The 24,335-nt window shown below is 67.8% G+C and carries 26 protein-coding genes; 7 read left to right on the forward strand and 19 right to left on the reverse strand.

The window, feature by feature from the left end:
- Positions 1–13: 13 nt before the first annotated feature.
- Complete coding sequence (locus AC50X6_RS13695; RefSeq protein ID WP_494966753.1) at positions 14–763, reverse strand: carbon-nitrogen hydrolase family protein; 750 nt, start codon at positions 761–763, stop codon at positions 14–16.
- 61 nt (positions 764–824) lie between these two features.
- Positions 825–1,262 carry a hypothetical protein gene (locus AC50X6_RS13700; RefSeq protein WP_494966754.1) on the reverse strand — a complete coding sequence of 146 codons (438 nt, stop codon included), beginning with the start codon at positions 1,260–1,262 and terminating at the stop codon, positions 825–827.
- Between the two features lie 117 nt (positions 1,263–1,379).
- Between AC50X6_RS13700 and AC50X6_RS13705 the strand changes: the two genes are divergently transcribed.
- Positions 1,380–2,615 (forward strand): heparan-alpha-glucosaminide N-acetyltransferase domain-containing protein, encoded by a 1,236-nt coding sequence (locus AC50X6_RS13705; protein ID WP_494966755.1) that lies wholly within the window; start codon positions 1,380–1,382, stop codon positions 2,613–2,615.
- A gap of 53 nt (positions 2,616–2,668) precedes the next feature.
- Here the strand turns inward: AC50X6_RS13705 and AC50X6_RS13710 are convergent, their stop codons facing one another.
- The 7 genes from AC50X6_RS13710 to AC50X6_RS13740 all read right to left on the reverse strand — a co-directional run bounded on the left by AC50X6_RS13710 (position 2,669) and on the right by AC50X6_RS13740 (position 8,598).
- Positions 2,669–3,148 carry a hypothetical protein gene (locus tag AC50X6_RS13710; protein WP_494966756.1) on the reverse strand — a complete coding sequence of 160 codons (480 nt, stop codon included), beginning with the start codon at positions 3,146–3,148 and terminating at the stop codon, positions 2,669–2,671.
- 5 nt (positions 3,149–3,153) lie between these two features.
- Positions 3,154–3,912, reverse strand: coding sequence for a 4-hydroxy-tetrahydrodipicolinate reductase (gene dapB, locus AC50X6_RS13715; RefSeq protein ID WP_494966757.1), 759 nt, complete (start codon positions 3,910–3,912; stop codon positions 3,154–3,156).
- 101 nt (positions 3,913–4,013) lie between these two features.
- Entirely contained in the window at positions 4,014–4,532 is a 519-nt protein-coding gene (locus AC50X6_RS13720; protein WP_494966758.1) for a molybdenum cofactor biosynthesis protein MoaE, read from the reverse strand.
- The gene (locus AC50X6_RS13725; protein WP_494966759.1) at positions 4,522–5,034 is read right to left on the reverse strand and encodes a MogA/MoaB family molybdenum cofactor biosynthesis protein; all 513 of its coding nucleotides are present in this window, start codon (positions 5,032–5,034) and stop codon (positions 4,522–4,524) included. The genes AC50X6_RS13720 and AC50X6_RS13725 overlap by 11 nt, the downstream gene beginning before the upstream one ends.
- Positions 5,031–5,567, reverse strand: a complete 537-nt coding sequence (gene moaC / locus AC50X6_RS13730; RefSeq protein ID WP_494966760.1) for a cyclic pyranopterin monophosphate synthase MoaC — start codon at positions 5,565–5,567, stop codon at positions 5,031–5,033. The genes AC50X6_RS13725 and moaC overlap by 4 nt, the downstream gene beginning before the upstream one ends.
- On the reverse strand, positions 5,555–6,778 hold the full coding sequence (locus AC50X6_RS13735; protein ID WP_494966761.1) for a molybdopterin molybdotransferase MoeA: 1,224 nt from the start codon (positions 6,776–6,778) through the stop codon (positions 5,555–5,557). Before AC50X6_RS13735 ends, moaC begins: the two co-directional genes overlap by 13 nt.
- Positions 6,779–6,831: 53 nt before the next feature.
- Positions 6,832–8,598 carry a molybdopterin-dependent oxidoreductase gene (locus AC50X6_RS13740; RefSeq protein WP_494966762.1) on the reverse strand — a complete coding sequence of 589 codons (1,767 nt, stop codon included), beginning with the start codon at positions 8,596–8,598 and terminating at the stop codon, positions 6,832–6,834.
- 119 nt (positions 8,599–8,717) lie between these two features.
- Here AC50X6_RS13740 and moaA point away from each other — a divergent pair, with 119 nt between their 5' ends.
- Both moaA and AC50X6_RS13750 read left to right on the forward strand, forming a co-directional pair.
- Positions 8,718–9,863: a GTP 3',8-cyclase MoaA gene (gene moaA / locus AC50X6_RS13745; protein WP_494966763.1), complete on the forward strand. Its 1,146-nt coding sequence runs from the start codon at positions 8,718–8,720 to the stop codon at positions 9,861–9,863.
- A gap of 7 nt (positions 9,864–9,870) precedes the next feature.
- Positions 9,871–10,137, forward strand: a complete 267-nt coding sequence (locus AC50X6_RS13750) for a MoaD/ThiS family protein (RefSeq protein WP_494966764.1) — start codon at positions 9,871–9,873, stop codon at positions 10,135–10,137.
- 91 nt (positions 10,138–10,228) lie between these two features.
- Here the strand turns inward: AC50X6_RS13750 and AC50X6_RS13755 are convergent, their stop codons facing one another.
- From AC50X6_RS13755 to AC50X6_RS13785, 7 genes are all read right to left on the reverse strand, one after another.
- The gene (locus tag AC50X6_RS13755; RefSeq protein WP_494966765.1) at positions 10,229–10,714 is read right to left on the reverse strand and encodes a DUF1579 domain-containing protein; all 486 of its coding nucleotides are present in this window, start codon (positions 10,712–10,714) and stop codon (positions 10,229–10,231) included.
- 146 nt (positions 10,715–10,860) lie between these two features.
- Positions 10,861–12,204 (reverse strand): M16 family metallopeptidase, encoded by a 1,344-nt coding sequence (locus AC50X6_RS13760; RefSeq protein ID WP_494966766.1) that lies wholly within the window; start codon positions 12,202–12,204, stop codon positions 10,861–10,863.
- 144 nt (positions 12,205–12,348) lie between these two features.
- Positions 12,349–14,598, reverse strand: a complete 2,250-nt coding sequence (locus AC50X6_RS13765) for a polyribonucleotide nucleotidyltransferase (RefSeq protein WP_326966979.1) — start codon at positions 14,596–14,598, stop codon at positions 12,349–12,351.
- Positions 14,599–14,845: 247 nt separating this feature from the next.
- Positions 14,846–15,115, reverse strand: a complete 270-nt coding sequence (rpsO, locus tag AC50X6_RS13770; RefSeq protein WP_069951170.1) for a 30S ribosomal protein S15 — start codon at positions 15,113–15,115, stop codon at positions 14,846–14,848.
- Positions 15,116–15,301: 186 nt separating this feature from the next.
- A complete protein-coding gene (gene kynU / locus AC50X6_RS13775) occupies positions 15,302–16,585 on the reverse strand; it encodes a kynureninase (RefSeq protein WP_494966794.1) in 1,284 nt (427 codons plus the stop codon).
- A 5-nt stretch (positions 16,586–16,590) separates the two neighbouring features.
- Complete coding sequence (gene kynA / locus AC50X6_RS13780; protein WP_494966767.1) at positions 16,591–17,445, reverse strand: tryptophan 2,3-dioxygenase; 855 nt, start codon at positions 17,443–17,445, stop codon at positions 16,591–16,593.
- A 138-nt stretch (positions 17,446–17,583) separates the two neighbouring features.
- Complete coding sequence (locus AC50X6_RS13785) at positions 17,584–18,606, reverse strand: bifunctional riboflavin kinase/FAD synthetase (protein ID WP_494966768.1); 1,023 nt, start codon at positions 18,604–18,606, stop codon at positions 17,584–17,586.
- 418 nt (positions 18,607–19,024) lie between these two features.
- On the opposite strand from AC50X6_RS13785, the gene AC50X6_RS13790 reads away from it, so the two are divergent.
- Positions 19,025–19,420: a hypothetical protein gene (locus tag AC50X6_RS13790; protein ID WP_494966769.1), complete on the forward strand. Its 396-nt coding sequence runs from the start codon at positions 19,025–19,027 to the stop codon at positions 19,418–19,420.
- Positions 19,421–19,570: 150 nt separating this feature from the next.
- On the opposite strand, the gene AC50X6_RS13795 is transcribed toward AC50X6_RS13790, so the two are convergent.
- Positions 19,571–21,262, reverse strand: coding sequence for an HNH endonuclease signature motif containing protein (locus tag AC50X6_RS13795; protein ID WP_494966770.1), 1,692 nt, complete (start codon positions 21,260–21,262; stop codon positions 19,571–19,573).
- A gap of 141 nt (positions 21,263–21,403) precedes the next feature.
- Positions 21,404–21,541 carry a hypothetical protein gene (locus tag AC50X6_RS13800; RefSeq protein ID WP_494966771.1) on the reverse strand — a complete coding sequence of 46 codons (138 nt, stop codon included), beginning with the start codon at positions 21,539–21,541 and terminating at the stop codon, positions 21,404–21,406.
- A 439-nt stretch (positions 21,542–21,980) separates the two neighbouring features.
- Between AC50X6_RS13800 and AC50X6_RS13805 the strand changes: the two genes are divergently transcribed.
- The 3 genes from AC50X6_RS13805 (at position 21,981) to AC50X6_RS13815 (ending at position 23,820) form a co-directional block, all read left to right on the forward strand.
- Entirely contained in the window at positions 21,981–22,184 is a 204-nt protein-coding gene (locus AC50X6_RS13805) for a hypothetical protein (RefSeq protein ID WP_494966772.1), read from the forward strand.
- Positions 22,185–22,291: 107 nt separating this feature from the next.
- Positions 22,292–22,978: a hypothetical protein gene (locus AC50X6_RS13810; protein ID WP_494966773.1), complete on the forward strand. Its 687-nt coding sequence runs from the start codon at positions 22,292–22,294 to the stop codon at positions 22,976–22,978.
- Between the two features lie 245 nt (positions 22,979–23,223).
- Complete coding sequence (locus AC50X6_RS13815) at positions 23,224–23,820, forward strand: NUDIX domain-containing protein (protein ID WP_494966774.1); 597 nt, start codon at positions 23,224–23,226, stop codon at positions 23,818–23,820.
- 17 nt (positions 23,821–23,837) lie between these two features.
- Here the strand turns inward: AC50X6_RS13815 and AC50X6_RS13820 are convergent, their stop codons facing one another.
- Complete coding sequence (locus AC50X6_RS13820) at positions 23,838–24,332, reverse strand: hypothetical protein (protein ID WP_494966775.1); 495 nt, start codon at positions 24,330–24,332, stop codon at positions 23,838–23,840.
- Positions 24,333–24,335 lie beyond the last annotated feature (3 nt).

Raw genomic sequence — 24,335 nt, forward strand, 5'->3', positions numbered from 1 at the left:
CTGAGCCCAGTGTTCAAGCACGCTGGTGTTCAAGCACGCCGTGCTGCAAGGTTGCGGTCAGCACCTCGGTCCCGGTCCCGGCGGCCTTGCGGATCGCGAGCCCGTCCGGCCCCCAGAAGCCGCTCCGTCCTGCCGACGGACCGAGCGGCGTAATGCCGCCCAGGTTTGCCAGCACGGTGAACATCCGGTTGTCCCTGGCCCGCGCGCCGAGGTGCAGGGCGAGCCGGCGCTCGTCGCCGGCAGAGTAAAGGGCCGAGACCGCGTAGACGTCCGCGCCGTTGTCCCCTGCGGCGCTGGCGTGCGCGGGGTCGGCGGCATCGAAGCAGATCGCCAGAGCGATTTTCCAGCCGTCGAGGTCCAGTACGGCAGCCCGCCTCCCGGCAAGGAAGAGTTCATTCTCGGGCCCGTGCAGCCGCATCTTGAAGCCGGCTTCGATCACGCCGGAAGGGTGCACCGCGAGCGAAGCAAGCCGCGGCGTGCCGTCCGGTTCCTTGAACGGGGCTCCGATGACGGCCGTGATCCCGGTCCGTCGGCAGATTTCGAGCAGGCTGTCCAGCCTCGTATCCCCGGCGGTCACCCACTGCTCCGGATCCGCGAGCAGTTCCAGCTCATAGCCGGTGAGGGACAGTTCCGGGAAAATCACGAGCCGGGCGCCGTGATCGTCCGCATCCTCGATGAGGCGAACGTGCTCCGGCACGTTCGCGGCGATGCCGCCGTCGAGGGCCCGGTACTGGATAGCGGAGAGCGTCAGCGCTGTGGTCACCCTGCCATCCTAGGCATTGCGCCGGCCGCACGGCGGGCCCCGGCAAAGGTCACCCTGCAGCTCACGCTGCCGGGGCTGCCGGGGCTGCCCTGGCGGACGGTGCGGCGGACGGCGCGGCGCAGTACCGGCCGACCGCGCTCTCACGCAGGGATTCGGCCCAGGCGGAGAGACGCTGAGCGGCGCGCACATAGTGGAACAGTTCGGTGGGGGTGAGTGCTTCGAGGTCGGTCTCGGCAAGTCGGCGGGCCAATTCGGCGCCGGGCGTCTGGGCCGAGAGTGCCGACCCCTCGCGGTGCCAGTGGACATCCTCCGCAGATTCACCGGCGACCAGCCGGCGGAAGAGGAAGTCCACCACGCCGGGACTCATGGCTTTGAGCACCCCGGCCATACCCTCCCCTGGGCTGCGCTCCTCAGAAGCGCCGTCCTCAAAGGCCCGGTCCTGGAATGGTCGGTCCTGGAAGAGTCGGTCCTGGAATGCGGGCTCCGGTGCGTTGTCCATGACCTCATGTTATTCGAACATATATTCGAACGCAAGGGCCTCTCCCCTCCCTGGCGCCCTACGGTTTAGAGCTTCAGCCTAAAGCCTCGGCACAACCGGATATGAGACGATCGGACGATGACCCAGCGCGGATTGGCTTCTACGTCCCGGACCGCCGCGGGCAAGGCCGCCGGTGTCCGGCTGATCGGCATCGATGCCGCCCGCGGGCTGGCCCTGCTCGGCATGATGGCCACGCATGTACTGCCAACCTTCGAATCCGATGAGCAGCTCACCCCCACCTGGGTCGGGCTCGTTTTCTCCGGACGGGCCTCGGCGCTGTTCGCCGTACTCGCCGGGATCGGTCTCGCGCTATCGACCGGGAAGCAGCAGCCGCTGCAGGGCACGGCATTGTGGGCCGCTCGCCGGGGAATTGCGCTCCGGGCCCTCGTGGTCGGCGCCGTCGGACTCTCCATCGGCGGACTCGAAGTGAACATCGCCATCATCCTGGTCCACTACGCCGTACTGTTCCTCTGCGTTCTGCCGTTCCTCGGATTCGACGTCAAACGCCTGCTCTTCCTTGCTGCCGGCTGGGTGCTGATCACGCCCGCTCTCGCCTTCCTGCTCCGGCCCTGGCTCCTCTCCTCCACGCCTCCGCTGCGACTGGGCCACAACCCCAGGTGGGAGGACCTCGCTACGCCGCCTGCCCTGCTCGGCGACCTCTTCCTGACCGGCTATTACCCGGTTTTCCAATGGATCGCCTACCTACTGATCGGGCTCGCCATTGGCAGGCTGGCACTCACGACGGCGGCGGTTCCGGTCCTGCTGCTGGCGGCGGGTACCGCCGTGGCGGTCCTGGCCAAGTGGCTCAGTACGGTGATGATGGAGGACTGGGGCGGCCGTGCGGCCCTGCAGGCACAACTTACCGATCCCTCGTACCCGTTGAAGAGCCTTCTCGAGGTCAATCTGGCGGGTGTCGACCAGTCAGGCTCCGCCTGGTGGCTCGCCACGAGTGCCCCGCACTCGGGCACCACGCTGGATCTGCTGCACACCTCGGGGGTAGCGGCAGCCGCCGCCGGCGTGTTTCTGCTGCTGGGCCGGCTCAGCCAGGGCGCCAGGCTGGATGCGCTGCTTCCGCTGCGGGGCGCCGGTGCCATGACCCTGAGTCTTTACGCAGCCCACCTCTGCGTGATGGCGTCCCTGTACGGCCAACCGCTGCCATCCGGATGGACGGTGGAGGGCCTCTACTGGGTCCAGGCGGCCGCCGTCGTGCTGATCGGCGGGATCTTCGCGGCATTGTCCTGGCGGGGTCCGCTGGAATGGGTGGCCCATGCCGCCGACCGGCTCGGCCGGTACCGGCCCGCCCGGATCCGGTAGCGCAAGTAGCCGGGAGCGCCGCAGGCCCGGCGTCGGCGATGGGCCCTGGTTGCTCAGGCTTTCGGTGCGGCGCGGAACAGCCGGACGGCGTCGCGCATCGAGGCGCGGGCGCGCTTGCGGTCGCCGGCGGCGTCGTAGGCGCAGCTGAGCCGGAACCAGGAGCGCCAGTTCTCCGGCGCCGCTTCGGTCTCGACGCGGTACTTCTCGAACTCGGCGTCGGCTGCCTCCCGGATGATCCGGCCGGCCGGGGTGCGCGGCAGATTGTCTTCCGGCAGCCCGCCCTCGGCTTCGAGGACCTTGGCCATTTGTTCGGTCCGGACGCCGAACAGCAGTTCCCGGAGCAGGGCCCAGGCACCGATGACGGGCAGGGCCAGGTAGGCAACGCCGATGGCCTTCGCCATCGGGTTCTCGTCCGCCATCAGCAGCACCGAACGCTGGAAGGACACCACCAGATAGAACACCAGCAGCAGGGTGACGGCGCCCACCCAGATCTTAGTGCGGTTTGCTTTCAGGGCGGTCAGCACATTGGCCACGGCGTTCAGAGCCCCAGGTCCAGGTAGCCGTCGAGGCCCACGGTGAGGCCCGGGTTCGCCGCCACGTTGCGGATGCCCAACAGGACGCCGGGCATAAAGGAGGCCCGGTCGAAGGAGTCGTGCCGGAAGGTCAGTTGCTCCCCCCGACCGCCGAGCAGAACTTCCTGGTGCGCAACGAGGCCGCGGAGCCGGACGCTGTGGACGCGGACGCCGTCGACCTCGCAGCCGCGCGCTCCCGGGCGTTCGCTTGTGGTGGCGTCAGGGCCGGGCGCGACGCCGGCGGCGGAGCGCTCGGCGGAGATCAGCTGGGCGGTACGCACGGCCGTTCCCGAAGGCGCGTCCACCTTGTCCGGGTGGTGCAGTTCAATGATTTCCACCGATTCGAAGTAGCGCGAAGCCTTTGCCGCGAAGGCGGAGGCCAGCACCGAGCCGAGCGCGAAATTCGGCGCGATCAGGACTCCCACGCCGGTCTGGCCGGCGAGGAGTTCCTCGAGCCGGCCCAATATCTCAGCATCCCAGCCGGTGGTGCCGACGACGGCGTGGATGCCGTGTTCGACGGCGAAGCGGACGTTGGCTTCGGTGCTCTCGGGTACGGTGAGGTCCACCACGATCTGCGCGCCGGATTCGACCAGGATGTCGAGGGGATCGTTCCGGCCCAGGGCGGCGACGAGCGACAGGTCCGCGGCGGCCTGGACAGCCTTCACCGCTTCGGCGCCCATGCGCCCGTTCGCGCCCAGTACGGCGACTGCGAGTTCTTCGATCATGGCATCAACCCTACCGCCAGGGCCGGGGCCGCCTTGAACCGGCGGCCGTGCGTGACAGGCCCGCCGCTGGGCCCTGATGCCACGCGTTGGGGCCGGAGCGTTTACTCCCCTGCACCCACCCACTCCACCGTGCCGTCGTCAAAGAACTGTTCCTTCCAGATAGGGACCTCGGCCTTGATCCGGTCCACCAGCTCAGAGCAGACCTCGAAGGCCTGGCCGCGGTGCGGAGCCGAGACCGCGCAGACGAGCGCGGGGTCCCCGATCCGGAGCATCCCGATCCGGTGCGCCGCCCAGATCCGGACCGGTCCGACCAGGCTTCCGCCGGGCGCCCCGCCGGTTACGCCGGGCGCTCCGGCTGCTTCGCCGGCGGCCGCCTGTTCGGCCGCCAGGGACGCGACGACGTCGGCCATCACCTGGTGCGCCGTCGGGTGCGCGCTGTAACTGAGCCGCTCCACCGGCCTGCCGCCATCGTGGTTCCGGACCACACCGCTGAAGCTGACCACGGCACCGGCGGTGTCCGATTCGACGGCGGCGATCGCCTGGTCCACGGAGAGGGGATCGGCGCTGAGCACCGCGTGCAGCACTTCAAAGGCTGGTTCAAATGCTGGTTCAGTGGCCATGGCTGCCTTCCAGCTGGTCGCAGAGGTGCCCGAGAACGGGATCCAGCACGCTCAGGCCGTCCATCACGCCCTTCGGGGATCCGGGGAGGTTGACGATGAAGGTCTGGCCGGCCGCGCCGGCGTGGCCGCGGCTGAGCATGGCCATCGGGGTCTTGCTTATCCCGGCGCTCCGGATGCCTTCCATGATGCCGGGGATCTCACGGTCCAACAGGGGCAAGGTCTGCTCCGGGGTGGCGTCGGTGGGGCTGAGGCCGGTGCCGCCGCTGGTGATGATGACGGCCGGTGCCTGGCTCAGGAGTGCGCGCAGGGCTGCGCCCACGGCCGCCCCGTCCGGGACCACCATCACCGGAAAAGGTTCGAAGCCGTGTTCCGTGAGCCAGTCGATGATGACCGGCCCGGTGAGGTCCTCGTAGATTCCGGCCGCGGCCCGGGTGGAGGCGATGACGACGCCGGCCTTCCGCCCCGTGGCTTCACCGTGACGGTGTGGTTCGGGCGTGCTCATAGTGTCCAGTCCCCGCTCTTGCCGCCGCTTTTGGCGAGCACTTTGATGTCGGTAAGCACCGCGTGTTTGTCCACGGCCTTGATCATGTCGTACACGCTGAGGGCGGCCACCGAGGCGGCGGTCAGAGCTTCCATTTCGACGCCGGTGACGCCGCGGGTTTTGACCGTGGCAAACACGGTGACCATGTCGGCGTCGAGCTCAAAGTCGACCGTGACCTTCGCGATCGGCAGCGGGTGGCACAGCGGGATGAGCTCGGGGGTCTTCTTGGCGGCCATAATGCCGGCGACGCGGGCGACGGCGAGGGCGTCGCCTTTGGGCAGGTCCCCGGAGCCGAGGAGGACCAGGACCTCGGCCGTGGTGCGGACCGTGGCGGTGGCCGTGGCCTCGCGGGAGCTTTCGGCCTTGTTGGACACATCCACCATGTGGGCAGTGCCGTCCTGGCGCAGATGCGTCAGGACGGGCCTTGCTGTGCCGGCGGTATCTGTTCCGGCGGTATTTGCTGCGGGATCTTCTGTTTGGTTCACAGCATCCATACTTCCACCTCGGCGCCCTCGGCGAGCGCGGCAATTCCGTCCGGCACATGCACCAGCGCATTGGAGTGCGCCAGCGCGCTGACCAGGTGCGAGCCGGCGCCGCCTTCCAGCCTGACCGTACCGTCCGGCCGGAGCGTGCCGCGCCGGACCTGGTGCTTGCCCGGCGGGGACGTCAGCGCTTCGGCCAGCCGCGCCCGGACCGCCGGGCGCGGTGCCGGTGAGCCGAACAGGGCGCCCAGCACGGGGCGAAGGAACATTTCGAAGGAGACGAGGCAGCTGACCGGGTTCCCCGGGAACCCGAGGACGGGGACGCCGTCGAACGTTCCGATCCCCTGCGGTCCGCCGGGCTGCAGTGCGACGCCGAGGAACTCGACGTCGTGTCCCTCCATCGCCTGCCGGACCACCTCGTAGGCGCCCTTGCTGACGCCGCCGGTGGTGACGATGAGGTCAACGTCCGGCCTGTGCCGGCGCAGCAGGCCGGTGAGCTCCGCCGGGCGGTCGGTGGAGATCCCGGTCCTGGTCACCTCGAGTCCGGCCTGCCGCATGGAGGTTTCGAGCAGGGTCGCGTTGGAATCGTAGATCTTACCGGGCCCCAGCGGGCTGCCGGGTTCAACCACTTCATCCCCGGTGGTGACCAGGAGGATCCGCAGGGCGCGGTAGGCGGGCACCTCCGTGAATCCCAGGGCTGCGAGCAGTCCCAGCTGTCCGGGCCCGAGGAACGTCCCGGCGGCGAGAGCCAACTCCCCGGTGCGGATATCGCTGCCGGCGTCCCGGACAAAGTGCCCTGCCTCAGCGGCAGGCAGGCGGACCGTGGCCGGCTCCCCGAGAACGGGAAACGAATCGGGCACGGCCAGTTCAATCGGGACGACGGCGTCCGCTCCGGGCGGCATCATCGCGCCGGTCATAATCGGCGCGGCGGTGCCGGGGGCCAGCTCAGCCGGAGCGATGCCGGCGGGAACGGGAGCGGCGACGCGCAACTCCGCTCCGCCGTCGGGCACGTCCGTGCTGCGGATCGCGAAGCCGTCCATCTGGGAGTTCGCGAACGGCGGCAGGTCCAGCGGAGCCACGATGTCCGCTGCCAGTCCCCGGCCGAGGGCCGCGAGGAGCGGGAGCCGTTCGATCCGGTCCGGTGTGCGGAGCGGGGCCAGCAGCAGGCGGACAGCTTCGCGGTGCGCTTCCAAGGTAGCGTGCCGTGTCTGGGTGCGGTGCATGCGTTGGTGACCCCTCGTTTAGCCCCGTGGCTTTAGCCCCGTGGCGTGGCTCGCTAGGACTTCACCTCAACTCTAACCGTGTGATGGCCGGTGGCACCGCTGGGCACTACGGGGGCCCGGTCCTCCACCTGCGCAGCGCCGTCCAGGTCCGTGGCCCGGACCTGGACCTCGTAACGCCCCGGGGTCAATGGCAGCGCCAGCTTCCATTGGTACCAGGTGTCCTTGGAGATCCCCGGGGCCAGCTCCGCCTCCTGCCATTCGCCGCGGTTGACCCGAAGCTCCACCTTGCCGATCCCGGTGTGCTGCGCCCAGGCCACGCCACCGAAGGCCACGTTCCCGGACCTAACGGAGCGCCCGTCCCGGGGCACGTCGATGCGGGAGGAAGTCTTGATGGGGCCGAGCTCGGACCAGCCCCGGGGGGTCCAGTAGCCAACGTCGTCCGCGAAGCGTGTGACCTTGAGCTCCGTGACCCATTTGGTCGCCGAAACGTAGCCATAGAGGCCGGGCACCACGAGCCGGACCGGGAAGCCGTGCTCCAGCGGCAGCGGCTCACCGTTCATCCCGACTGCCAGGAGCGCGTCCCGGCTGTCCGTGAGCACTTCGAGCGGCGTGCCGGCGGTCCAGCCGTCCGTGCTGCGGGAGAGGACCATGTCCGCCCCGGCTTTCGGCCCGGCCAGCGCCAGCAGTTCGCGGACCGGCCAACCGAGCCAGCGGGCGTTGCCGATCAGGTCCCCGCCCACCTCGTTGGAGACGCAGGCGATGGTCACGTGCCGTTCGATGAGGGGTTTGGCCAGCAGTGCCGCGAAGTCCAGTTCAACCTCGCGCTCCACCAGGCCGGTAACTTTCAGCGTCCACTGGCCCGGATCCACCACCGGGACGCGCAGCGCGGTGTCGATCCGGTAGAAGTCTTTGTTGGGGGTGACCAGCGGGCCGATGCCGTCCAGCCGCAGCTCGGCGCCGGCCGGGACCGGGGGCGCGGACGAGGCTGGGACGGGGAGCACGAGCTTGCTGCGCAGTTCACCGACGACGGCGGCAGCTCCCCTCAGGGTGGTGGCGAGCACGCCGGCAACGGCGGCGACGGCGGCCGTCCCGCCGAGCGTCTGCAGGAAGCGGCGCCGGGCGGGGACTGACTGGACGGGCTCTGACTGGACGGGCTCTGACTGAGCGGCTCCTTGCGGGGCAGTCTGTTCCGCGGGCTCTCCCGGGGCGGGTCCTGACAAGGCGGGCTCTTCCGGGGCGGGTCCTGACAAGGCGGGCTCCTGCGGGACAGGTCCTGGCGGGACAGGGCTGTCCTGCCACTCCCGGCGCCGCCGGATCAGCCAGCGCAGCAGCACCATACCCGCCACGGCTGCGAGCAGCGGGACCGGGATCGCATTCGCGGTCTGTCCGGTGCGGCCCAGCACGGCCACAAGACCCACCACGCCGAAGACGGCGATGATGGCAACGCCGGCGAAGCGGCGGCGACGCTCCACTATTCCGGCCACAGCCGCCAGCGCGGTGATGACCAGGGCCATGCCGCACAACAGCGCGATCTTGTCAGCGGTGCCGAACAAGGCGATGGCCCAGTCCTTGACCGCCTGCGGGACGGCGTCAATCACAGCGCCCCCCACGGCAGTCACGGGCGAGACGGAGGGGCTCACGATCCCGGCGGCAAGTTCGCCCAGGGCCACGCCCGCGCCGACGGCGACGACGCCGGAAGCCGCGGCCCACCGGCTTCGTTGCCGGCCATCCGTGCGCCGGGCGGGGTCCGGCCGCCCGGGCCGTGGGGGCGGCTGTGTAGCGTCAGCTGCTGTGTCCGACGAGCTCTGCGAGGTCTTCATCCCTCCAGCATAGGTTCGCCGGCGGTGCGGGGCACCGCGAAGGCACTCTGGCGCAAACCAGCCGAATTCCGTCACTCAACGGGCGGCATGCCGGGGCCGAGGTGGCGTAGCCTGACTTTATGAGTGTTCACCTTGGCATGCCCCAGCCCCGTGCGGATGACAGCCCCGGCGCGGGCACGTCCGGGCCGCAACTGCCCGGACGTCCGGCCGCTCTGGCCCCCGGGCTGGTGGACCGCTATGGCCGCCGCGCCACAGACATGCGGCTGTCACTGACGGACAAATGCAATCTGCGCTGCACCTACTGCATGCCGGCCGAAGGCCTGGAATGGCTCTCCAAGCAGGCCGTGATGTCCGCGGCGGAAATCGTCCGGATCGTGCGGATCGGAGTCAATATGCTGGGCGTGCGCGAACTGCGGCTGACCGGCGGGGAACCCCTGGTCCGCGCCGACCTGCTGGCCATTATTTCCGCGCTCCGCGAGGCCCACCCGGATCTGCCGATCTCCATGACCACTAACGCCGTCGGCCTGGACAAAAAGGCCGCCGGGCTGAAAGCCGCCGGACTCTCCCGGATCAACGTCTCGCTGGACTCACTCCACGAGGAAACCTTCGCGAAGCTGACCCGGCGCCCCTTCCTCAACAAAGTGCTGGCAGGCGTGGACGCCGCCTGGGCCGCCGGCCTGGGCCCCGTGAAACTCAACGCCGTGCTGATGCGCGGCATCAACGACGTCGAATCCCCTGCCCTGCTGGCGTGGGCACTGGACCGCGGCTACGAGCTGCGCTTCATCGAGCAGATGCCGCTCGACGCCGACCACGGCTGGACCCGCCGGAACATGATCACCGCCGCGGAAATCCGCGAACTGCTCTCCGTGGACTACGTACTGGGCACGGACCCGCGGGACCGCGACGGCGCCCCGGCGGAACGCTTCGAAGTCCGGGCCCGGGTGCCCGGCTCGACCGGGGCCACGGGGGCCACCGGCCCGGTTCTGGGTACCGTGGGGATCATCGCCTCCGTCACCGAGCCGTTCTGCTCGGACTGCCGCCGCACCCGCATCACGGCCGAGGGCAAGATCATGAGCTGCCTGTTCTCCCGTGAGGAAGTCGACCTGCTGGGGCTGCTCCGTGAGGGCGCCAGCGACCAACAACTCGCCGAGCGCTGGCAGGATGCCATGTGGATCAAGCCCAAGGCCCACGGTATGGACCACGTCGGACTGGACGCTCCGGACTTCGTCCAGCCGGACCGCAGCATGAGCGCCATTGGAGGCTGAACCACCCGTGAACGTACGTTACTTCGCTGCCGCGCGCGCCGCCGCCGGTGTGGACGAGGAACGCTTTGACCTTGCCGACGGCGACACGATTGCCTCGCTGCTGGCGGCGGTCCTCGCCGTCGAACGCCCGGAACCGCCGGCTGGGACCCCGCCGCTGGCCCGACTCCTGTCCCGGAGCAGCTTCCTGCTCAATGAGGTGGCCGTGCGGAACCGTTCGGCGGTGCTGAAGCCGGACGACGTCGTCGACGTGCTGCCGCCGTTCGCCGGCGGTTAGGCACCGCTTGCGCTATCACTTGCGGCGGCCAACCCGGGGTCTAAAGGCCCGGGAGTGATAGCGCAACCCCACCACAGGCGCGCGGCACTGCTCACGCGCGGACGGCGGTGTTCCCGGCCACTCGCCGGCAGACCGAGGTCATAAAAGGTGTGAATTCGCTCGCGGACCCCAGCCGGAGTCCGGCGCTGTGCGTCAGCACGTCGTCGTCCACCCGGAAGGTGTGCCGCGCGGTGCCGCGGTCGCTGCGCCGCTCCATGGTGAGGGTGCCATCGCGCCAGCTGGCGCGCGCGGCCGCCTCCGGGGGCAGGCCCCTGCTGTTGACGTGGTAAAAGAAGGTGTCCGGGCGGCCGGGGTCCGGGGTGAAGACACCGTGCCCCTCGGAGCGGGCACCGTCAGCCTCCGTGTGCCGGTAACTGTGGGTTACGGCCAGCCCGGCGGCTGCGCGGGCGAAGGTCAGTTCGACGGCGGCAACACGCGCCGGCCCCCAGGGCGTCGCCTCCCACTGTGTGGTTCCGGCCCAGTACCCCAGAAAGGCCTCAAGCGCCCCGTGTGCGCTGCCAGGCGGCGGCCGGTCCATCTGTTCCTCCCAAGTGGAGTTTCTCCCGAGTGAGCCCGTCCCCATCATCACGCGGCGCCGACGGCAGTGTCTACTACCTGCCGTGTCCAGGTGCGCCGCCCCCGCCGGTCCGGCGGAGCCACGTGCTGGTCTGGCGGAGGCCCGGCTCAGAGGCCGAAGGTCTCGGTTTCTTCGAAAGGGCCCACCACGGTGACGGTCCGCGGGGCGGCCGCGAGTTCGCGGGCCAGCTCCTGGACCTCGGCCGCGGTCACGGCCTTGATCTGGCGCAGCGTCTCGTCGATGTCCTGATACTCGCCGGAGACCAGCTCGGCCCGGCCCAGCCGGGACATCCGGGATCCGGTGTCCTCGAGGGCCAGCACGATCCCGCCGCAGAGCTGCCCGACGGCCTTGCGGAGCTCCTCATCGGAGATGCCGCCCCCGGCCAGGTGGTCCAGCTCGGCGCCGAGGAGTTCCAGGACCTGGCGGACCTTCGACGGCGTGCAGCCGGCGTACATGCCGAAGTAGCCGGCGTCGGCATAGGAGGAAGCAAAAGAGTAGGTCGAGTAGACGAGCCCACGCTTCTCCCGGATTTCCTGGAAGAGCCGGGAGGACATGCCCCCGCCGAGGACGGCGTTGAGCACGCTCATGACGAAGCGGCGCTCATCTGTCGCGACGATCGTGGGGCAGCCCATGATGATGTTGGCCTGTTCCACGGGACGCTTGACCACGTGCAGCCCGGCAGTTCCGGTGACGTCCGCCCGCTCGGTGGAACGCCGCTGCACCGGGGTGGCGTCCGCTTCCAGGGTCCAGCCGGCTGAGTGCAGGGCATCCACCACAAGCCCGCAGACGACGTCGTGGTCCAGCCCGCCTGCGGCGGTGATGACCAGCTCGTCGGGCCGGTAATAGCGGCGGTAGTGGTCCCAGACCGAGTCGCGGGCGACGGCGCGGATGGCGTCCGGGGTGCCGCCGATCGGCCGGCCGAGCGGGTGGGTGCCGAGGACCGCGGCGACGAAGTGCTCGTGGGCTACATCGGTGGGATCGTCGCTGTCCATCGCGATTTCCTCGAGGATGACGTCGCGCTCCTGCTCCATCTCCCGCGGGTCCAGCACGGCCCCGGTGATCATGTCCGCAATGACGTCGATGGCCATCGGCAGGTCGGTGTCCAGTACCCGGGCGAAGTAGCAGGTGCTTTCCTTGGCGGTGGCCGCATTGGACTCCCCACCCACCTCGTCGAAGGCCGAGGCGATCTCCAGCGCAGTGCGGCGCTTGGTGCCCTTGAACAACAGGTGCTCCAGGAAGTGGGTGGAACCGTGCTGGCCGGGAGCCTCGTCGCGGGAGCCGACGGCCACCCAGAAGCCGATGGTGGCCGAGCGCTGGCCCGGCATCGCTTCGGTCAGGACGCGGACGCCGCCCGGCAGGACCGAGCGGCGCACCTCGGAACCGCCGTCGGCGCCGTGGATCAGGGTGTCAGTGTGCTGGTTCTGCTCAAGCGGCAGGGGGACGACAGTCATCTAGGCCTTTCAGTAAAAAACGTGCGAAATCTGCCTGCAATCGTACCTTTAACGGCGGCGGGGCCGGTCTCAACAGCGGGGCCGGTCTTAACGGCGGAGGGGCCGGTGGATGATCCACCGGCCCGTCCGCTTGAGTCGGAAAGACTACTCTGCGGGCTCCAGGGAGACCTCAGCGTCGTCTGCGTTCTCAGAGTCTGCCCCGTCAGCCACAACGGGAGACAGGGAGAGCTTGCCGCGGTCATCGATCTTGGTGATTTCCACCTGGATCTTCTGGCCGACGGAGACGACGTCATCGACGTTGTCCACGCGCTTGCCGCCGGCGATCTTGCGCAGCTCGGAGATGTGCAGGAGGCCGTCCTTGCCCGGAGTCAGGGAAACGAAGGCGCCGAAGGTGGTGGTCTTGACAACCGTGCCCAGGTAGCGCTCGCCGATTTCCGGGATCTGCGGGTTGGCGATGGCGTTGATCGCGGACCGTGCTGCGTCGGCAGACGGGCCGTTCGTGGCGCCGATGTAGACCGTGCCGTCATCCTCGATCGAGATGTCGGCTCCGGTGTCTTCCTGGATCTGGTTGATCATCTTGCCCTTCGGGCCGATGACCTCGCCGATCTTGTCTATCGGGATCTTGACCGCGATGACGCGCGGCGCGAACTCGGAGAGCTCGTCAGGTGTGTCGATCGCGGAGTTCAGCACGTCCAGGATGTGCAGGCGCGCCTCGCGGGCCTGCTTCAGGGCTGCTGCCAGGACCGAGGCGGGGATGCCGTCGAGCTTGGTGTCCAGCTGGATGGCCGTGACGAATTCGGAGGTACCGGCAACCTTGAAGTCCATGTCACCGAAGGCATCTTCGGCGCCGAGGATGTCGGTCAGGGCGGCGTAGCGGGTCTGGCCGTCCACCTGGTCGGAAACCAGGCCCATGGCGATACCGGCAACGGCTGCCTTCAGCGGCACACCTGCATTAAGCAGGGACAGCGTGGAGGCGCAGACGGAACCCATCGACGTCGAACCGTTGGAGCTGAGGGCCTCAGACACCTGGCGGATGGCGTACGGGAATTCCTCGCGGGACGGCAGCACCGGCATAATGGCGCGCTCTGCGAGGGCACCGTGGCCGATTTCGCGGCGCTTCGGCGAACCGACGCGGCCGGTCTCGCCCGTGGAGTACGGCGGGAAGTTGTAGTTGTGCATGTAGCGCTTGCGCGTCACGGGAGACAGCGAGTCGATCTGCTGTTCCATCTTGAGCATGTTCAGCGTGGTGACACCCATGATCTGGGTCTCGCCGCGCTCGAAGATGGCCGAGCCATGGACGCGGGGCAGAACCTCAACCTCGGCGGTGAGCTGGCGGATGTCCGTCAGGCCGCGGCCGTCGATGCGGATCTGGTCCGTCAGGATGCGCTGGCGCACAACATGCTTGGTGACCGAGCGGAAAGCTGCGGAAAGCTCCTTCTCGCGGCCTTCGAACTGACCGGCCAAGGATGAGGTGACATCGTCCTTGAGCGCGTCGGAGGCCGTGTCGCGTTCCTGCTTGTCGGCAATCTGGAAGACAGCGGCCAGCTTCTCGGCGGCAGCGGACTCGACGGCGGCGTAGACGTCGTCCTGGTAGTCCAGGAAGACCGGGAACTCAACGGTCGGCTTGGCGGCGCGGGCAGCCAGGTCGGACTGTGCGTCACAAAGGGCCTTGATAAACGGCTTGGCGGCCTCGAGGCCCTCCGAAACAACTTCTTCGGTCGGGGCGGTGGCGCCCTGTTCCTTGATGAGGTTCCAGGAGTTGTCCGTGGCTTCGGCTTCAACCATCATGATGGCGACATCGTCATTCTTGACGCGGCCGGCAACCACCATGTTGAAGACGGCGTTCTCGAGCTGGGAGTGCTTCGGGAATGCGACCCACTGCGAACCGTGCTCGTCGGCGATCAGGGCAACGCGGACGCCGCCGATCGGGCCGGAGAACGGCAGACCGGAGAGCTGGGTGGACATCGAGGAAGCGTTGATCGCTACGACGTCGTACAGCTCATCCGGGTTGATGGACAGCACGGTGACCACGATCTGGACCTCGTTGCGCAGGCCCTTGACGAAGGCCGGACGCAGCGGGCGGTCCATCAGGCGGCAGGCGAGGATCGCTTCCGTGGACGGGCGGCCTTCACGTCGGAAGAATGAGCCCGGGATGCGGCCGGCGGCGTACATACGCTCTTCGACATCGACGGTCAGCGGGAAGAAGTCGAACCCTTCACGCGGGTGTTTGCCGGCGGTGGTGGCGGACAGCAGCGCGGTCTCCTCGTCGAGGTAGACCATCGATGCGCCGGCTGCCTGCTTGGCAAGACGGCCGGTTTCAAAGCGGATTACACGCTTGCCGAAGCGGCCATTGTCAATGACTGCTTCTGAGAACTGGATTTCGGGACCCTCCATAGAGAGTCACCTCCGTTTCATGGTTCACGGAGTCCAGCCGCATCAACCCAGTCCAGCATCTGTCTGCTGGCCTGCACTGCACCCGGTCATCGATCGAGACCCACGGGCCTGGGCTTCGTTCCTTGAAGCCGTTCCCGGGAGTCACTACCGAGGACCGCGAATGCGTGATGCGGTTGATCCTCCTGTTGAGTTTTGTTTGAAGAAGGCGGCCCCTTCCGTCACGGAAGGGGCCGCCCCCTAAAGCTGACTAGCGGCGCAGGCCGAGGCGCTCGATGAGCGCACGGTAGCGGGTGATGTCAGTGTTCTTGAGGTAGGTCAGCATGCGCTTGCGACGACCAACCATGGCCAGCAGACCGCGCTGGGTGTGGTAATCGTGCTTGTGCACCTTCATGTGCTCAGTGAGATCCTTGATCCGCTGAGTCAGGACCGCAACCTGGACCTCCGGCGAACCGGTGTCGCCCTCGGACGTTGCGAAATCCTGGATGATGGACGTCTTTACAGCGGCTTCAAGTGCCACGATAACTCCTAGAGATGTGCCGTGAGGCCCGAGTCAGTAACCCACTGCCGGGAGTGCCGCGCCGGTATTCCTCCTCCGAAGAAGGGGTTTCCCGTACACAACGGGAGCCAGCCGCCACGGACTGCAGCCGGATCCAACGTTGAGTTTACCGGCATGCCGCCAATCTTGTCGAAACGGCTGCTCCCGCTACCGCGCGGGAGCGCCGTTGTCCAGCCGTTCGCGGATGGCGGCAACGCCCCGATAAAGCTCGCCGAATGATGTACTGAGCGGCGAGAGTCCGATCCGGATGCCCTGCGGCGCCCGGAAATCCGGAATGACGTCCTGCTCCCACAGCGCCGCGGTCATCTCCCGGAACGCGGGGTGGTCCACCGTGACGTGGCTGCCGCGCAGCTCCGGGTCCCGCGGCGTGGAGAGCGTCACGCCCGCCGGGGCGAGCCAGGCGTCATGGAGTTCGACGGCGAACGCGGTCAGCAGCCGGGACTTTGCCCGGACCGCGGCCATGCCCGCCTCCTCGAGCAGGTCCAGCGTGCCGCGCATGGCGAGCATCCCGAAGATGGCCGGGGTGCCGCTGAGGAAGCCGCGGATGCCTGCGGCAGCTTCATAGCCGGGGCCCATCTCGAAGGCGTCCTTGCGGCCTATCCAGCCCCAGATCGGCTGCTGCAGGCCGGCCAGGTGCCGGGCATTGATATACGCGAACGCGGGCGAGCCCGGTCCCCCGTTGAGATACTTGTAGGTGCAGCCGGCGGCGAAGTCGACGCCGGCGGCGTCCAGTCCGATCTCTACCGAACCGGCGGAATGGCACAGGTCCCACACCACCAGCGCGCCGGCGTCGTGCACGGCGGCGGTGATCCCGGGCAGGTCCGCGAGGAAGCCGGAGCGGTAGGCGATCTGGCTCAGGACCACGACGGCGGTGGCCGGGCCGGTGGCGGCCCGCACCTGGTCGACGGTGACGCCGGAGGCGGGATCGGCGTCGATCCAGCGCAGCGTCAGGCCCTCTTCGCGGGCGATGCCCTCGACCAAGTAGCGGTCAGTGGGGAAATTCTCCGTATCCAGCACGATTTCGGAGCGGGCAGGGTCCGTCACGGCGGCCAGCGCGGCCCGGATCAGCTTATAGAGCACCACCGTGGTGGAGTCCGCGATGATGGTCTGCCCCGGCGCGGCCCCGAGGACAGCCCGGCCGAGCTGGTCGCCGATGACCTGCGGGAGTTCGAGCCATTCCTCGTCCCAGCCGCGGATCAGCCGGCCGCCCCAGCTGTCCCGGACGAAGCTGCTGACATCGGTGACGGTGCGCTTGAGCGGCCGGCCGAGGGAATTGCCGTCCAGGTAGGACAGCTCCGTGTCGGTGCCGATGAAGTCGTCGCGGTAGGCGGCGAGCGGATCGGCGGCGTCGAGTTCGCGGGCGCGCTGCAGCAGGGCGGTGTCGTTGCCGGCCGTGGCCTCTGCCGTGGGCCCCGCCGTTTGCGGGCTCAGGGCGCTCACTGGCCGATCTCCGTCCGGACGGCGAAGAGTTCGGGGAAGAACGTCAGCTCGAGGGCCTTCTGCAGGAAGGCGGCGCCGCTGGAGCCGCCGGTGCCGGACTTCATCCCGATGGTGCGCTGCACCGTGCGCAGGTGGCGGAAACGCCAGAGCTGGAAGTTGTCCTCCAGGTCCACCAGTTCCTCGCAGGCCTCGTAGGCGCCCCAGTTATCGGCCGCGTTCTCGTAGATGTACTTGAAGACCGGGACCAGTTCGGGGCAGAACTCGTGCGCCTTGGTGACGTCGCGCTCCAGCAGGGACACGGGGATGTCGAAGCCCTGGCGCTTGAGGTAGGCCAGGAATTCGTCGTAAATACTCGGCGATTCAAGGAGTTCCAGCAGCATCGCATGGGCTTCGGGGTCGGATTCGAACACCGGGAGCATCGCGGGGTTTTTGTTGCCGAGCAGGAATTCCACCGCACGGTACTGGCTGGACTGGAAGCCGGAGGAGTTGCCGAGGAAGCCGCGGAACTGTGAGTACTCGGTGGGGGTGAGCGTAGCGAGCACAGACCACTGCTCGGTCAGGGTTTTCTGGATGTGCTTGACCCGGGCGATCGCCTTCAACGCGGAGCCGAGATCGTCCGAGCGGAGCCAGCCGGCGGCGCTGCGGAGCTCGTGCAGCACCAGTTTCAGCCAGAGCTCCGTGGTCTGGTGCTGGATGATGAACAGCATCTCATCGTGGTGCTCGGGGGTGCTGACCGGCTGCTGCGCGCTCAGCAGCGTCGGCAGCTGCAGGTAGGACGCATAGCTCATCCGGGAACTGAAGTCACGGACAATGTCCCTGTCCAGCTCCCTTGTGTTTTTCTCGATCGTCACGTCTCTTGCCTTCCTTGCCAACTGACTGTGAATCTACCCTTGAATTGGCCGGTCCACCCGCTGCCGGAGCGACTCTCGGTCCGCAGCCCGGCCGCGGGTTAGCGCCCCGGAATCAGCGTGCAAATCCAGAATGCAAAATCAAGGGGCAAACAGGATTTCATGGGTCTGGACCACGTCCAGGCGCATCTGATCCACCAACGCTTCAGGGCCACGGTACGCCACCATCCCCCGCAGCCGGACGACGAATTCCACCACCACTGTCTGGCCGTACAGATCGAAGTCCTCCACGGCCTCTTCCGGGCGGTCGATCACATGGGCCTCCACCTGCCTGCTGACGCCGCCGAAGGTGGGGTTGGAGCCGACCGAAATGGCGGCGGGCCAGCGGGTTCCGGCCTGGTCCACGAGCCAACCCGCGTAGATTCCGTCCGCCGGAATGTAGCCGCTGGCCTGCGGCCCGAGGTTGGCGGTGGGGAATCCGAGGTCGCGGCCGCGAGCGGCGCCGTGCACCACCTCGCCGCGCATCCGGTGCGGCCGCCCGAGGACGGCGGCGGCGGTGGCGACGTCGCCCTCCCGCAGTGCCTCCCGCACCCATGTGGAGGAGCAGCGCCGGTCCTTGCCGGCGTCGTCGTCGTTCTGTTGTTCGTGTGGATCTTCGTGTGGATCACGGTGGACGGGGAAGCCCTCAGAGCCAAACTCGCTGATGACCAGCACCTCGAAGCCGAACTTCTTGCCGAGCCCCTGCATGGTGCTGAGGTCCCCGGAGTTGCCGCGGCCGAAGCGGGCGTCGTGGCCGATCACGACGTGGCTGGCCTTGAGGCGTCCGACGAGGATGTCGGCGACGAATTCTTCAGGGGTGAGGCTGGCCAGCTCCAGTGAGTACTTCATCACGAGCACGGCGTCGAGGCCTACTTCGCCGAGTGCCACGAGTTTGTCTTCCAGGCCCATGATCAGTTCAGGGGCGGACTCGGGGCGGTGGACCTGGGCCGGGTGCGGATCGAAGGTGATGGCGACGGTTCGGGCGTGGTTCAGGCGGGCGATGCGGATGAGTTGCGAGAGCACCTGCTGGTGGCCGCGGTGCACGCCGTCGAAGTTGCCAAACGTGACGACGGAGGGACCAAAGTCCGCCGGGACCTCGGACGGATCGTTCCAGATGTGGACCATCAACCTCGCCTTTTGCTTCCTGCCATGAGCTCCTCCGGAGAAACGTGCCGGCTCCGGAACTCTCTAAGATTACCTGCTAACGCGGCGCGCCTCCGACGGCGCCCCCTCGCCGGAGTCAGCGCTCGGCCAGCACCAGGACGGGCTGCCGGAGGGAGGGGTTGATGTCCCGCAGGCGGCGCCGCGGAAGGCGCTGGCGCCGGTGGCGCTGGCGGGATGGGCGGGCTGGGCGGGCCTGGCGGGATGAGGGGGCTGGGCGGGCCTGGCGGGATGAGCGGGCTGGGCGGGATGAGGGGGCTGGTAGGGTCAACCCATCCGCGCCGGAGACCGCCGGGCGGGGACAATCTTGGGGGAAATCATCGTGCGATTCACCACTACAGGGCCACACTTTGCCACTGTCTGTTTGATACTCGCTGCGGGAATGTCGTTGAGCGCCTGCGGCGGTGCGGCAGAAGCGGCAGGAAACGCCGGGACGCCGTCGACATCCAGATCAACGTCCGCCGCGGCGTCCACAATGCCGTCGCCGGCATCCGAAGTCGGCGGCTACGAGGGCTGGTGGAACGCCATGCCCGCCAACGGCAACCTTGCGGGACTCCCCCAGGAGACGGTGACCATCAACACGAGGACGAACACGGTGGTCGATGCTTTCAGCCGGAAGACCAACGACGCCGGACGGCCCACCTTAATCTCCGATGTTCCCTACACCGTTGTCCCCGACCCGTCCTGGCCGGCAGACTCCGTGATCATTATCGATACAACGACGAACAAGGTGATCGAGAGCTTCAACGTCGACCTCAACGGCGACCCAATCCGATAGCGTCGCCAACTGCGCCGGGGGCGAAGGCGGCAGTGCTGACAGCGGAACGGTAGTCCCGCCAGTGTCGCAGCACGCCAGCGCATCTTTGCTCAGTTCCGGTAGCCGCACACCTCAGACGCCCCGTCCTCTTCCGGGGCGGAAGCTCAAGCCCTACTCAAGCCGGAAGTAGCGGTTCCGCCGTGGCACCCGGCGAGGATCAAGGTGCGGAGGCGGTATGAACCATGGAACACCGCTTCTCAGCTGGATGGACCACTGTTCTTTGTGGATCAGGTGATGGTGATGAGAGCAGAGCAGGGCTCCGTTGCGGGCCCCCGTGCTCCCGCCGCGGGACCAGTAGTCGATGTGGTGCGCTTCGCACCAGGGCGCCGGGATAGTGCACTGGGGAAAGGCACAGCCCCCATCTCGCGCTGTGATGGCCTTGCGGATATGCGGCGGAAAAACCCGCGATGCGCGTCCAATGTCGAGGATCCGCCCCTGGCCGCCCAGCACAACCGGGATGATGTCGGCGTCGCAGGCGATCCTGCGCACTGTCGAGGCCGTGATTGGACCGGTGAACATCAGTGTCCCGGCGTTGGACCCAGGGGCGCGGGTCTCCAGGTCGGCGCCTCCGAGCCGCTCCAGCAGGTCTCGGTAGTCAACGGTGACCATCACCTGCGGGCGCAGCCCTCCCGCAGAGGGCAGGACTCCGGCGGCGAGAGCGGCTTTGCAGGCACCGACGAGGCCATCGAGAAGCCGCTGCGGCCGGGTGCGCTGATCCAGCCGTTCGAGGGCAGCCGCGTCGTCCGCATCACCGACGATGGTGGCTTCAGTGCCGGCTTCAGGCCGGGATTCAGCAGCAGGCCCGCCATGTCCGGCAGAATCCGTGCCGCCCTCGGGACAGGATGCGACGCCGGTCCGCGGGTTGGTGGCGACGTTCATGACCGTGAGCAAGTGTTCGAACTGGTCGGTCGTGGCGAAGATTTCCAGATGCTGCAGTCCGCGGTGTGCACGGCGGATGAAGGCACCCTGCCGCTGGCGCAATTCCTGCTCACTGGGTTCCTCGCCGTCCTGGTCCAGGGCGTCCGTCCAGCGTTTGGCGATCCTGGTCAGGAAATCCTGGTCGTTCTCGACCGCCGTCCGGATGAGGGCATGCTCCATCCGGACGGCATCCTCGGGTGAGGACCCGCGCCGGACCCGGTCCAGGGAAAGGCTGATGATGGTCGCCGCCCGTGAGGCGACGTCCCCGGCGGCGACCGCAGCCGCCAGCTCTTCCTTTAGGGCCGGCAGCGGCTGTTCCGTCAGGCCCGTGCGCGGCAGGACATCCCCGACGAGGGCCAGCCGGCGTCGCGCTTCCGCGGCACTGATCCGCAGCCGGGCCCGCAGGAGTTCCGCGGTGTTCCGGTACCCGTCGTCCACCCAGCCCGCGGAAAGATCAGCGCTGCCTGGCTCTTTCCAGGCGGGGCCCGACTGGTCCACCGCCGGAGCACTCGATTCAGGGTTCCAGCCGGTAAGCCAGCCCGCGGGTGCGTCAGAACCAAACGTCGCAGCGGCAGTCCTGGCCCCGGCCGCTGCCCGGCTTCGGGTCCGGTCGACCGCCGCCGCGGCCAGAAGCTGAAGGTAGTCCACCACACGCGACAGCTCCTCCACGCGGCCAGCGAAGCCCGCGGCTTCTGCCGCTCCGAACAGCGACGCGTGGGTCACTGCCGTCCCGTTGGAAGAGCGCAGCAGTGCAAGCGCCCCATCGAGAGCACAGTCCACGTCCTCCGACTGGTACGGGACGGGCGTGAACCGGGGGACGCCAGGGAGGATCACGCCGTCAAGCCGGACGGCTTGTACCGGGCTGAAATCTTCGCTGGCTTCCATAGATAAATTCGACCACGAGGCTGTGACATTTTCGGGGCCAGAGTTCTTCGAGACGCTCCGGAAAAAGGTCGAGTGTCGGAGCTAGATGTCGATCAGATCCGAGAAGGTCGCCGAAAGGATACCGGCCCTGTGGGTCCTCGATCAGACAGCCGGGTCGGGCACGAACTCGCGGACCTCTTGCGCGCAGCGGCAGGCGTAGGCGATCTTGGCAGCCCACTCCAGCGCCGCATCGCCGGTGGGCACGTGGACGACGGAAATCCGCCGAGGCGGACCGGACATGCCCCGCGCCGGGGCCAGCGGATGAACATAGTGTCACTATGGCCAGTCCCGGGTGCGAAGAATGGGCATGTCCCGCCGGCGCGACACGGTCCGGGGCCGCTGACCTGCGCCGAACTAGCGAAATGACCACTGGTCGGACTCACGAACTTAAGCATCCCGAAGCTGAATGTACGCCGTTTTTTGGATAGACACAGGGCACCGGCCTTCCGGGTGGTTACCCTCCGCATCGTGCGCCGTGGCGCGAAACCAACCTTCACGCGTCCAAAATTTGGCGCTGCGGCGCATGTCCTAACGCTTGCCCAGCCGCCCGGCCGAGTGAGTGCGCGTTTGGTGACAGGCAGCGTCCGCGGTTGTAGGCTCCGAACATGTCAGAGGGTCGGAAGCGCCTTGAGCCGCGCATGACGCGGGGCGATCCCGCTTTCAATTAGCTATGTGGGCCTTGCTGACCATGAATCCGATCTGGCAACTTGTGGTCCGGTCGACTGAACCGTGGGACGGGTTCCACTACCTAATGGTGGCACTCCTGGTCTTCTGCGCAGCCTTCCTCGCATATATTCTCTACGTGCGGCACCGCGACGGTCATTTCTGGGACGAGGAAGAAGCCCGGCGGATGGACTGGGACCATCGAGGCAGGCAGCTCTAGCCGGAACTCGAAGGACGTTGAGCCGAATGCCCACCGGACCGGTGGGCGTTCGGCACTCTCTTCTATGGATACAGGCTCCCGATCACGCGTTGGTTCATAATCGAGGCATGAGAGTGGTTGGAATTCTCCCCGAGGACGCACCCGACCCTCGCGTCGAGCAGGCTGAGCGCCTGAAACTGATGCCAATCCCGGTGATGGGACTCGTGTCCCAGCCCTCGCTGGAGGACACGGATACCGTCGGTCTGCAAAACGGTCAGGACGCTCGTGGATACAGTGAAATGACTGCGAGCGTCACCTACACAATCTGGCGAAACCCGATTGACCGCTCAGACCCGATAAACCTCGCGGACCTCGACGAGCAGACGCGGAGGGCGATCGAGGACGTTCCGCCATGGCCGCGGCCTGCGTGGCTGGTCGATCAGGTGGAGCTACTGCGATACCCGCAGCTCTGGGAGGCCGTGCGAACTACCTGGCACCGTGACGCATCCGAGCGCACTTCGGTCCGCAGCGTGTTGGCCGACCACATCAATTACATCCTCATGAACCAGTTCCGGCGGGAGCTCGGACTGAGCGACAAGCCCTGGGATCAGCCCGCACCCGTAGTGACAGACCGGATGGTCAATGATCAGGTCAGCGTCCTCGTCAACGGAGTCGAAGTACCCGGCGCGGAGGTCGATACAGACCCGTTCGTATACGGTATCGGCGCAGAACTAGCAGACGGTGGCGTTGTGACCGCCGTGCTTCCACGCGCCGAGCTCAAGCGCATCCGGGTCCAGTTCGCGACGCGGAGATAACGCCCACCGTAAGCCGGTCCCCGTGCGGGAATCCGTGCGTTTCACCTGAACCGGCGGTGCCTTCAATGGCTGGACAGGGTTCCTGGTACCTGCAAGGCGAACATGGTGCGACCCTGGTTGGAAACCGCCTGCTGCTCGCCGACGGCTCCGTCCGTGCCGCGCCGACGGTTTGGGCTTTGGGGTCTTGGCTGGCCCCGCGGAGTCACACTCCGCCTGGCGGACAGTGCCGTGGGAAACTGGGGGATATGGACAGCCATGTTGCCCTGACCTCCGGCCGGGCCTTCACCCACGATGCGAAGCCCAGCGGACCTCAGCCCCCTGCCCCAGGAAAGCAGGAGCTTCCCCTCGAGTTGCGCCGCCCGCTCGGGCGCCGTGATCCAGGTGACACGTGGGTCGACGGCGGCCATGGGAGATTCTGGGGGCGCTTTGGCTCGGCCGGACTCCTGGTCTACGACCCCGCCAAGGGCATCCTGCTCCAACACCGTGCCTTGTGGAGCGATCAGGGCGGCACCTGGGGGCTCCCGGGCGGAGCCCTCCATCAGGGCGAAGAAGCAGTCCATGGCGCCTTGCGGGAGGCCAGGGAAGAAGCTGCCGTGCTACCGGAGAACGTCCGGGTGCTGTTCACCTCGGTGTTCGACGTCGGCTACTGGCGGTACACCACGGTCGCCGTCGTGGTTGTGGAAGCGTTTGAACCGGAGATCAGCGATCCGGAAAGCCTGGAGTTGGAGTGGGTGCCGGTGGAGCGGGTGAGCGACAAGGAGTTGCATCCCGGCTTCGGGGCGGCCTGGCCGGGCCTGCGCCTCAGGCTCCTGGGCTCTGGCATCCCCGACGCTCCAGCCTAGGACGCCTCAGTAAGGCTTCAGGCCTGCTTCGGCGCCGGACGTCGGCGGTACAGCCAGATCAGTCCCAGGATGGGCAGCAGCAGCGGGATGAACGCGTAGCCGCGGCCAAACAGCGACCAGACGGTCTCGTGCGGGAAGTTGACGGAGTCGAACACGCTCAGCGCCCCGACCACGAGCACGCCGATCAGCTCCACGAGCACCGCCGCAACGGACACCTTGAACCAGGTGCGGCCGGCTTTGGCGAGGGACACCGTAGCCACGAGATAGACGACGGCGGCGAAAGCGGACAGCAGGTAGGCCAGCGGCGCTTCGGAGAATTTGGTCAGGATCTGGTATCCCGCCCGGGCGGTCGCCGAGATGGCAAACACGGCGTAGACGGCGATCAGCAGCCGGCCGGGGCCGGTATTGCGGGTGTCCCTGGTAGCCGTCGTCGGGGTGGCCGTCGAACCGGCGCCGGGCGTTGCAAGGCCCGCCGTCGAACCGGCGTCCTCGTGTGAAGATCCTGCCGTCATGTT

This window comes from Pseudarthrobacter sp. HLT1-7 (assembly GCF_059383435.1).